The organism is Mycoplasma sp. 2575 (assembly GCF_053851635.1).
Window position 1 is genome coordinate 38,141 of record NZ_JBSQBB010000007.1, and the last position, 11,094, is coordinate 49,234.

The window sequence follows — 11,094 nt, forward strand, 5'->3', positions numbered from 1 at the left end:
TCTCGTATTATCGGCAATTATGGTGCTGGTTAGAGGTATCGAACCCCCGACCCACTGATTACGAATCAGTTGCTCTACCATCTGAGCTAAACCAGCATGTAAATTATTTTAGCAAATTTTAGTAAAAAAGTAATTTTCTAAATTATTAATTATTCATTTGTTAATTTTAAAAAATATAAACTTGTCGCTTTTTATTAAAAAAATACTTTTTTCAAAAAATAGTTTATAAAAATAGTAAAATTTGGTTGATAGTGGGAGGAAGTGGAAATGTATGGTAAATACGAGCGAAGCTTAGATGACAAGTTAAGAGTTGTCATTCCACCTAAAATACTTAATGATTTAGGAAAGGAATTTTTTATCACAATTGGTTTTGACAAACAATTAGTTTTGAGAGATAAGGTTGAGTTTGAAAAACTAAAATCTAAACTTGAGGATAATAATTTGCTTAATAGAGATTTGAGAGAATTAAGTAGATTTATCTTTGCAAATACAGAATTAGTTGTGCCAGATAAGTCAAATCGTATTATTATTCCGAAACATTTAGCTTTTAAAACCACTATCAAAAAGGATGTTGTCTTCATCGGATCAGGAAACACCTGTGAACTTTTTGCAAAAGAAGTTTATGATGCAAAAGAAAGATATTTCGAAGATGAAATTGACATTAATAATCTAGCTCAGAAATTATTTGAACAAGGGGTTAAATTATAGAAAAACATATTCCTGTTTTGCTAAATGAAGTAGTTAGTTCATTAGACATTAAGCCAAATGGGATTTATCTTGATTTAACTTTAGGAAGAGCTGGACATAGTGTTGAAATTTTAAAAAAAATAAAATACCAAGGTAACGGGAGACTTATTTGCTTTGATAAAGATATTGAAGCAATACGTGATTCCGAACAAAAATTAAAATTAGTGAGTGACCTTTTTATATTAGTTAAGAGTGATTTTAGATTCTTGAAAGAAGAATTAGCGAAACTTAATATTGAAAAAGTTGATGGAATCTTAGTTGATCTAGGTGTATCTAGTCCACAACTAGATGATGCTAGAAGAGGTTTTTCATATTCACAGGATACAAAACTGGATATGAGAATGGATTTGGATGCAGAACTTAATGCACATATAATAGTCAATGAGTGAGAAGAAGATAAAATTGCACAAATTTTATACGATTATGGTGATGTAAAGCTAGCAAGAATAGTTGCGAAATCAATTGTTAAAAATAGACCAATTAGTACTTCTTTTGAATTAAATGAAATTATTAAAAAAGCATTACCAGCCAAAATTGTTAGACAAAAGAATCCATCGAAAGCTGTATTTCAAGCTTTAAGGATTGCGGTTAATGATGAATTAAATGCATTAGATGATTTGCTAAATCAGGTTATAGATTTATTAAATGTTAACGGCAAGTTAGCTATTATAACCTTTCATAGCAAGGAAGATGCAAAAGTCAAAAGATTCTTTCAAAATTTAAATTATGTAGATCCTAAATTAAAAAGATTGCCAGTTCAGACTGAATTAAAGTGAAAACAAAAAATTATTTTTCCTTCTCAAAGCGAATTTGAGAATAATAAAAGATCACGTAGCGCAAAAATGAGAGTGATAACAAAAATAGGTTAATTTATGAAGAAAAGTGTTATTATAGCATACAAATTTGAGGTCAGCAGTTTTTCTGTTGAGGTTATAGAGCAAAATTCTTTTGGAAATATTTTGATTTATAAAAGAAGCATTAGTAGCACAATTTTTAACCTATTTGAGTTAGATTCATTTATTTGCAAAACTAAAAAAGAAATTGAAGCAACCATATCTTTGACAATAAAAAATGTTGTTGTAATTATTCAAGATTCACCTTTTTTGAAAATTAATAAGAAAATAATTTCTAATAAAAGTAATCAAAAGCTAACTAATTATGAATTAGCTAAGAAACTATACTACTTAGAAAAATCAAATAGTAATTACTTATTTGATTACTCATATCTAAATAATGATAATAACAATCAATTAATAAGTCTTAATCTTTTAGAATGAAATGTTGCCAAAAACATTTTTAATCTATTTAAGAAAAATAACCTAAATATTTTAAAAATTTATGACTATGAATTTCTTAAAAATATTTATTTTAATCAACAAAGAGATTCTGGAATAGCTACCCAAATTTATTTAGATGATTACAGCTTGAAATTAAATGTTTTAAAAAATGATGTAGTTATAATTAAAAAAAATGTTAATTTAGGAATAGATTATTTAATTGAATTCATTGCTAAACAATTGAAAACTACCAAAAAAATAGCTTATACTAAATTTAATTTATGGCAATGTAACTTAAATTCTGGCAATAATTTATTATTTAAAAAAGTTCTGGGATATTATTTAAAAAAAATTAATGATTATGTTGAATCTTTTTTAAAAAATATAAAAGATATTAATATAAAAGTTAATTTTAATGTAAGTAATAGCAAATTCCTAGAAACCATAAAAACGTTTAAAAACTTTAAAATTTTAAGTTATTTATCAGACAAAGCTTATTGCGCAATTGATGTTATTAGTTATGAAATGATGGGAATTATTAATCTTGTTAACAAAAGACAAAATACTATTAAAGAAATGACTATAACCTCTGAATTATTTATTTTAGACGTAAATAAACGAGAGGAAAAAGGATATTCTTTTAATTACAAAAAATAAACTCAATTTTATTTATATAATTTAGTTAAATTAAAGATAAAGTAGAAAAAAGTAAGGAGTACTGCCATGCCAGAATTTGAAAATTTCAATTCCGTTGCTAATATTAAGGTTATCGGTGTTGGTGGTGGTGGAAATAATAGTATTCAAAGTCTTCTTGATACAAAAATTGATGGATTAGAATTTGTTGTTGCAAATACAGATAGACAAATTCTAGATAAATTTGATAAATCACTAACACTACAATTAGGTGATAAAAAAGGTATCGGGGCTGGTGCTAATCCGGAAATTGGAAGACAGGCTGCCGAGCATTCAACACATGAAATAAAGGAAAAGATAAAAAATGCTAGCCTAGTAGTCATTACTGCTGGGATGGGTGGCGGCACCGGTACTGGAGCGGCCCCTGTGATTGCCAAATTAGCTAAAGAACAAAATTCTTTGGTAATAGCAATTGTAACTACACCCTTTTCATTTGAAGGAAAAAAGCGAAGTCAGATTGCACTCCAAGGGATTGAAGAATTAAAGAAAAATGTAGATTCTTATATTATTATTTCAAATGATAAATTGAAAGAATCTTTTGGCGAAATTTCTTTTAAGGATGCTTTTAAGGTTGCAGATAATATTGTTAAGCAATTTATTAGAACTGTTGTCGATATTATAGCTGTACCTGGTTTGATTAATTTGGACTTAGCCGACCTAGAAACGTTAATTAAAAACAGTGGTGAAACCATTGTAGGAATCGGACAATCAACTGGTGAAAATGCGGCGCAGAAAGCAATGCATAATGCGATAAGCAGTCCTATTTTAGAAAGTAATATAAAAGGTATCACTAAGGCAATAGTTTATTTTTCGTCATCAAGAAATAGTACTATCAATGATTTTGAAGCCGCAATTGATGTTTTAAAGAATGTTGCTGGCGAAAATATTGATGTTATATTTGGCGTTGGTTCTCCTGCTAATGAAGAAGCAGAAAAACTTGGTGAAATTTATGTATCTGTAATTGCTACAGGAATAAATAGAACCAACAATAAAGAAGAAAATGATTTTAAACTCACAAATAGTGAAATCGAAAATCATACAGATGATGATACACAAGAATATTTGACAATTTCAGGTTTTGATTCATCTAAATCTAAATCCCATTTGAATAATAAATATTCAAATGATGATGAAAGCAATGAAATTATTTACAATAAATTTTAAAATAAGAAGATGTAAGAATTCCTGTTTTAAAAGTAAATTATTTTAGAGAGAGGCAGTTGCCTCTTTTTTATTACCCAGGGTTAAAAAGCATGAATATATTGGATAAATAAGCTAAAACATATACAAATTTTATCATTATTATAAATAATGATAGCCTTACAAAATAAGCAACTTTGCGAAAAAAAAAAAAAAAATGTAACATATAACCTATAAAAATTGAAAAATATTTGAAAACGATAGCTTAAAAAAAGAAAGAGTATAAATTTATGGAAAACACCAGCGAAAACAAACAAAAAAAGAAAAGACGTGGCAACATTATTTTAGCTTTATCCCTTTCGTTATCAATTGTTGCAACAGGCGCTTTGGTTGCTTATTATTTCTTAAATGCCAATAAAAATGGAGTTAATGGTGCAAATGATATTAAAGGTTTAAAAATAAAGGACCAGAAAATTGCTTCAAACTCAGCAGTGTTTAATTTAAAAAATATTGATGAAAATGATAATATGGATAGAACATTTTTAGTTTTATTTTATGCCAAAAAAACACCATATGAAATAGTTAGAAAGTCTCACACAGTCGGAAAAAATAGCGAAAATATGCATTTTGGGATAAATAATGAGAAACCGTTATCTCCTAATACTGATTATGAATTCCAGATGGTTTATAATAATAAAATTGTTTTTATTCATCAATTTAAAACCTTAAAGGCTGAGCAAAAATATTCACAAGATGAATTAGATAAAACAAACAGCGAACTAGAGAAAGCAAAGCAAAATGATTTATTAAAAAACAGGGATGTAATTTCTAAGACAGAAGAATTAAACAAGGCTAATGAAAAACTAAATAAAACCAGGAAAAATAAGGAAGCTTTGGAAAAACAACTTCAACTTATTAAAGAAAAAATAAAAGCGCTTGAAAAATCAAAAAAAGATGCGGAGCAAAATAAACAAGAATTAGAAAATAGCGTTATTTATGTGAATAATGAGTTAGATAAACTAACCAAAGAATTAAATGAAGAAAATAGGAAACTAGAAAAAGCTAAAAATAAGGTTAAAAATGCTCAAGAAAGCGTTGAATCTTCAACTTCTAACGCTATTGATATAGATAATGATTTAGCAAAGAAAACTAAGGAATTAGAAGAAGCTAAAAAAGAATCAGAAAAAGCTAATAATACTATAATTGCTCTTAATAGTGATAAAAATAGAATAAATAATGAATTAAATAATGCTCAAAAACAACTAGATCAAGCAAATAAACAACTTAATGATGCAAAGCAGGAAGTAAGTGAGAAAACTCAAAAACTGAATAGTCTTATTTCTACAAATATCGAATTAAACAATCAAGTTCAAGAAGCAAGTAGACTTGAAGAAGAAATTTCCATTGACGCAGGTCGTATTTTTAAAGAATTAGAGAAAGCAAATAATAATCTAGTAAAAGCAAAGGACAATCAAAAAAACATCTTAAAACAAATTGAAAATTCTAAACGCGAATATCAAGAAAAAGAGCAAAATTTTAATCAAATAAATAATGAATTGGAAGAATCAAAAAGATTATTGAAACAAGCTCAAGATACACAAAATAACTTACAAACACAATTAGATGAAATTAAAAAAAATAAAAAGCAAAAAAATGAAGAGATTAATAAACTAGGTAATGAAATAAAATTAGTTGATGGAACCATTAAGAAAATAGAAAAATTGATTGCTGATATTAAAAATGACGAAATCGACAAAGATCGTTATGCTAATCAGTTAAACATTGAATATGAAATTTTGAAACAAAATTTAAAACTCGCAAATGATCTTAAAGATGGGGCTGCTGAAAGTTCTATAAATATCGAAAAAAGAATTAAGCAAAATTTAGAAGAAATAAAACAAAAAAAATTAGATATAGCTGAATTTACTAATCAAAAAAAATTATTAGAAAATAACCTAGTTGAACTAGGAAATAATCGTACATCTATGAGAATCAAGATCGGAGAATTATCTGAATTGGTTGAAAAAAATAAGAAACTAATTGATTCATATAATAAAAATATAAGTGATTATCATGAAACATTAGATAGAATTGCTGAGGCCAATGGATCTGATACTGGTATTGGTGATGGAGGAGCTGCGGCGGAGGATAGAATTTGAGAGATAATTGATCGACTTCAATCTGAAAAGAGTGGTATTGAGAAAGATTATGAAAGGGCACAAAAAGAATTGGCAGAATGGGAAGAAAAAAAGAAAAAACTCGAAAAGGAAATTGTGCCAGTAGTAAAAGAATATTGAGATTTTGATGGAAAAATATTACAAGCAGAGAAAAGACTGTTGGAGTTAACTAAAGAAAAAGACGAAAATATTGAAAGAAAAGCCCAATCTGAAAAGAAACTAAAAGAAGCTGATGCTAATGTAGCAATCAAAGAGAAGCAAAAGAATGATAAGTTTGAATTATTACAATTGGCAAGAGCAGAAGCCACTGAAGCTAAAAAACGCAGAAAAGATGCAGAAAACAATTTAAGATTAACTAAGGAAAAATGAATAACAAAAAATCAAGAGATTCAAGATGCCAATAATGCATTAAATAGTTCTAATGATATTTTAGCTGCATTGGAACAAAGCCTAAGGGACGCAAAAAAAATTGTGGATGAAAAGCAAAAAGAAGTAGCTAAAAATGAGAAAAGTAAAAGTAATGTTGAAGTGCAAAAGCAAAATTCTTTTATGAATAATAAGAGATTAATGAAGGCACTTGAAAGTATTAACAATGATATTTCTTTAAAAACTGATGTGTTAAATCAAAAAAGTAACGAATTAAGTGATTTAAATAAAAGACGTGAACTGCTAGCTGCTAATAAAAATGCATCTGTGCAAAAAGCTAACAAGAATAATATAGAATTGCAAAAAGTTCAGCATGAATTAAATAGTGCTAATCATAAAGTTCAAAGTTTATTTGAAAATGTAGGCCAAAAAACTAAGGAAGTAGAGCAAATAATAAAAAAACTGCAAGATATTGAAAAAGCTATCAATAAAACAAATAATAATAATAATAATAATTTAACAAATAAAAAACAAAAAGAATATGAAAATGCTAAGCAAAAAAATGATGCTGCTTTACTGAAACTAAATAATGAAAAATATAAACTCAAAGAAGCACAAAAGGAATTAGAAAAAATAGCTATTGAAATTAATCTAAAACAGCAAAAATTAGAGAAAGCAAAAAATAAATTTAATGATATTTATAGTCTTAATCAAGAAATAATTAAAACAATAAACGATGCTGATTTAAGTATTAAAAATATTCTTAGTGAAAGTGATAATATAAAAAACAAATTCTAAAAAATGAAAAAGAATTAAAATCAGATGAAGAGAATGTATCTGTTAAAGAAAAAGAACTTCAAAAAATAAAGAAGCAATAAAATAGTGCATAAACATTTCATAAATTCACTAAGGGAATGCTGAAATGCTATTTAGATTAATAAATTTTTCAGAAGTTAAGAAGTATCGTTTAGCTTAAAAAAATTAAATAAACTTTAACTTAAAGCTTGATTTTTTAAAAAAAATAAAAAAGGTAGCAAAAGTAATCTTGCTTTCCTATGCCCTCCATTTAAGTCTAAAAATAAGGAACATAATTTAAATCTTTTTAATAAGGAAGTGTAAGAATTTTTTGTGTAAATTAATTTCTAGTCTACTTTTTATTAAGAGATTTGAGTATGGTAATTACGCAAATTTAAATTTATTATATAAAAATAACCAAACAACAAAATAATTGAAAAAATTTTTGTATCTGATGTTTGGTTATTTTTTTGTTATTTATCATTTGTGTCTGCTGAGAAACTGAGTCTGATTAAAGAGATGCCTTAAATTGGAAACAACATTATCTCATTTTTAAGTTAATTTTAATTGTAAAATTCTCATAAATATAAATTATTTGACGAACAAGTTAATGATAATGATACCTTTATTTTTGCATATGTTTTTGATAATAGCAAATTCGTAGTAAAGCTAAAATAATATGTTATGGCATACAAAAAAAACAAATTTTTGCTATTTTGCTACCAAATTTTGCAAAAAAAAAAAAAAAACTATAATTTTGTTTTGTATATAAAAATTTTATCTAAGGAGATATCATGAAGAAATCTAACAAAATTTTATTAACATTAGCAAGTATTTCAATACCTTTTATAACAGCTGCAACTGTTATTTCTTGCAGTTCAAATAATGATAATAAACCTAGTAATCCTAAAATAGAAGATCAAAAGAAACCAGAAGATCCTAAAAAGAAAGAAGAAGGCAAAGAACAAGAAAAGAAACCAGAAGATCCTAAAAAGAAAGAAGAAGGCAAAGAACAAGATCATGATAAAAAACCTCATAAACCGTCTATAAAGTTAGACGAGAATGCTTTCAAAAACATTGCTCCAGATATTATTTTTGATTATAACGAGCCTTCAAATGAACAAATCCAAAAGATAATTAATAATTATTATAATCAATATCTATATCAAAAATACGACCCCTCAAAAGAGGGGGAAGGAATTAGATTTTCTTTTTCATTAGAAGAAGAAAATAAAAATCCATTAAATACTGATAAGATTATTTTTAATAAAGACATCATTATCGATGGTAAAAAACAAAAGCAAAAACAACAAGAATATTTAAAAGAATTATCTAAAACCATTGTTTCTGATTTAAAAAATAACACACAAGCCTCTTTAAGTGGTAATAATAACAGTATAACATTATCTTTATTTGAAAAAGAACAACAAGAAGAAATTTTAAATACCTTTGAAGAACATATTACAAATAAATGAAATGATATAACAAAATCTTTTGTTTATGATGAAACATTATTTACTTCTAATAATCTTAGTGTTGAAAGTTTTAAAAACAGCATAAGTGAATATTACAAAGCAGCTGATCCTACAAAGAGAACTATTAAACAACTATTGCAAGACAAAGCAGATGTTGATAGATATTTCAATATGCTAAAACCTTTGTTGGGCGGGTATGTAGATTTAAAAGAATTTGGAGATAAATTTGTATTATTCGGTTCAAATTCAAGAATTATTACTAAGGAAGATATTAAAAAGAAAAATAACGCTATCAAAACTGGAGATTTTGAAAAATTAAAAACATATCGTAAAGAATCAATTAAAAAATTAGAAGAAAAAATTATATATAAAAATTGATTAGAAAATTTAAATGATAGTTTCTATATTCTTCAAACAAATAAGGATATTCATCGTATGCAAAATTACAATATCGCTTTAACTCAATTGTTTTATGCACTTGATGAATTAAAAATAGGGCAACCACAAAACCTTTTGATGCATGATACTTCAAAACTTGATTCTTCTAAATATACAAAATCGCAAGTTATAGATGCAATAAATTCTCAAGGTAGAAATAATAAGGAATTATTTGAAAAACTTAATGAAGCATTTTATGCTACATATAAAACTGATAAAGTAAATGTACTAACTCGATTATTTGAAAGAAATAATAAAAAAGAAAGATTTTACAAAACAGAACTATATTTTGTTGAATATTTAGTCGTTGTAGAAGGTGGAAATATTAAAACATTAAGAAGATTTTATTTTGATAATAAAGAAAAAGACGGGTTTGAAATAACAATTGACAATAGGGCTGGGCAAACTCTTTACCTTGGTTGAAAAAACTAAAGAAAAAAAATTGATTCTTTTTTGACGATTTCTATTCTTTTGTTGCAAATATAGAGCAATAGCTAAAAATATTCAAAGAATATAAAAACCCTAAATTAGAAATTAGGTACCATAGATAATTTTGTTTAAAAATCTCCCAATGGCAAATATTTAAATTTAAAATATTTACACAGGAGATTTTTTAATATGCAAAAAAAGATATTAAAATGCTAAGCTCAAGAGAATTACATGATTAAATATAAACCGACAACCAAAGAAGATGTTTATGAAATTATTAAGAAAAATATAAAAGATCTTATAGAAATTATGATGCAAGAAAAAATTAAAAAACTTTCTTGCATGAGATAAATATGAACACGAAAGAACTATAAAAGACAACTATCGAAATGGTAGTTATTTCAAAATGTAAGATCTAATTTCGGAGAAATTGAACTAAATTCCAAGAGATAGAAATTCAAGATTTGTATCAAAAGTAGTTTCTAAATTTCAATACGATATTTCCAAAATTGAAAGCCAAATTATTAGCTTATATTCAAGAGGTGTATTAACTAGGGACATATCAGATACATTAAAAGATATGTATGCTATAGATGTTGATCCAAGTTTTGTAAGTAGAGTAACTAATAAGATAATTCCACACATAACAGAGTGAAGAAATAGATCATTAGAAAAAACTTATGCCATGGTTTTTATTGATGAAATAAGATTTAAAGTTAAAGAAGAAAATAAACTTGTTGAAAAGTCAGTTTACATAGTTATGAGATACTCTTCGGAAGAATATAATGATGTTTTGGGATCCTGAATAGGAGAATTCGAAAGTGCAAAATATTGAATTCAAGTACTAAATGACCTTAAATTATGAGGGATTTAGGATATATATCTCATGATAAGCAATAATTTAGCAGCAATTAAAGTAGTCTTTCCTAAAAAACAAATTCAAAAGTGCATAGTTCATCAAATAAGAAATTCTACAAAACATGTTAACTATAAAGATTTAAAATAATTTGCCCAAGACATAAAAAATATTTATAAATCCAACAGTATAGATGAAGCATCTAGATTACTAGATATTTTTGAAGAAAAATGAGATTCTAAATATCAGTATGCGCTTAAAAGTTGTCTAAAAAACATTGATAAATTTTAACTTTCCAACAGAAATTAGACAGCTAATTTATATAACAAACGTCATCGAAAATTTAAATAGAAATATTAGAAAAATATCAAGAAACAAAACTCCATTTCCTGCCGATGGCTCTTTAATAAAAATAGTTTATTTTGCAATTCAAAATCAGTTAGAAAAATGAAATAAAGTTTTTCTTAATTGAGGCCTTGTTTTTGTATAATAAATTTTGATTTGTGTAATTGCTATTCTCAAATTACTTATAAAAAAATAAGTCAGAAATTAATTTACACAAAATTATCTATAGTTCCGGTTTTAGAGTCATCTTATTTTTTATATTGATGGCTTAAACCAGTAGACTCAATTGATAAAACTAAGGATAACTTTTATTTATAAAAACAGAATTTTTTGATATTTTGTTGATAAATTTCACA

The 11,094-nt window shown here is 25.9% G+C and carries 8 protein-coding genes, 1 tRNA gene and 1 pseudogene; 8 read left to right on the plus strand and 2 right to left on the minus strand.

Annotated features, from left to right (window positions below):
* Positions 1-20: 20 nt before the first annotated feature.
* A tRNA-Thr gene (locus tag ACWXVU_RS01920) sits at positions 21-96 on the minus strand.
* Between the two features lie 171 nt (positions 97-267).
* Between ACWXVU_RS01920 and ACWXVU_RS01925 the strand changes: the two genes are divergently transcribed.
* The 6 genes from ACWXVU_RS01925 to ACWXVU_RS01950 all read left to right on the plus strand — a co-directional run bounded on the left by ACWXVU_RS01925 (position 268) and on the right by ACWXVU_RS01950 (position 9,540).
* Positions 268-708 (plus strand): division/cell wall cluster transcriptional repressor MraZ, encoded by a 441-nt coding sequence (locus ACWXVU_RS01925; protein WP_438340860.1) that lies wholly within the window; start codon positions 268-270, stop codon positions 706-708.
* A complete protein-coding gene (rsmH, locus tag ACWXVU_RS01930) occupies positions 705-1,616 on the plus strand; it encodes a 16S rRNA (cytosine(1402)-N(4))-methyltransferase RsmH (RefSeq protein ID WP_456012075.1) in 912 nt (303 codons plus the stop codon). Before ACWXVU_RS01925 ends, rsmH begins: the two co-directional genes overlap by 4 nt.
* Positions 1,617-1,619: 3 nt before the next feature.
* Entirely contained in the window at positions 1,620-2,681 is a 1,062-nt protein-coding gene (locus ACWXVU_RS01935; RefSeq protein ID WP_455966235.1) for a hypothetical protein, read from the plus strand.
* 66 nt (positions 2,682-2,747) lie between these two features.
* The gene (ftsZ, locus tag ACWXVU_RS01940; RefSeq protein ID WP_455966233.1) at positions 2,748-3,881 is read left to right on the plus strand and encodes a cell division protein FtsZ; all 1,134 of its coding nucleotides are present in this window, start codon (positions 2,748-2,750) and stop codon (positions 3,879-3,881) included.
* A gap of 266 nt (positions 3,882-4,147) precedes the next feature.
* The gene (locus ACWXVU_RS01945) at positions 4,148-7,198 is read left to right on the plus strand and encodes a hypothetical protein (protein WP_456012071.1); all 3,051 of its coding nucleotides are present in this window, start codon (positions 4,148-4,150) and stop codon (positions 7,196-7,198) included.
* Positions 7,199-7,989: 791 nt separating this feature from the next.
* Positions 7,990-9,540, plus strand: coding sequence for a hypothetical protein (locus tag ACWXVU_RS01950; protein ID WP_456012072.1), 1,551 nt, complete (start codon positions 7,990-7,992; stop codon positions 9,538-9,540).
* Between the two features lie 432 nt (positions 9,541-9,972).
* Here the strand turns inward: ACWXVU_RS01950 and ACWXVU_RS01955 are convergent, their stop codons facing one another.
* Positions 9,973-10,098, minus strand: coding sequence for a hypothetical protein (locus ACWXVU_RS01955; RefSeq protein WP_456012073.1), 126 nt, complete (start codon positions 10,096-10,098; stop codon positions 9,973-9,975).
* Here ACWXVU_RS01955 and ACWXVU_RS01960 point away from each other — a divergent pair.
* Both ACWXVU_RS01960 and ACWXVU_RS01965 read left to right on the plus strand, forming a co-directional pair.
* Positions 10,037-10,543: pseudogene (locus tag ACWXVU_RS01960) on the plus strand (IS256 family transposase). The gene ACWXVU_RS01955 and the pseudogene ACWXVU_RS01960 sit on opposite strands and share 62 nt — an antisense overlap.
* A gap of 127 nt (positions 10,544-10,670) precedes the next feature.
* Positions 10,671-10,883: a transposase gene (locus ACWXVU_RS01965; RefSeq protein WP_456012074.1), complete on the plus strand. Its 213-nt coding sequence runs from the start codon at positions 10,671-10,673 to the stop codon at positions 10,881-10,883.
* Positions 10,884-11,094 lie beyond the last annotated feature (211 nt).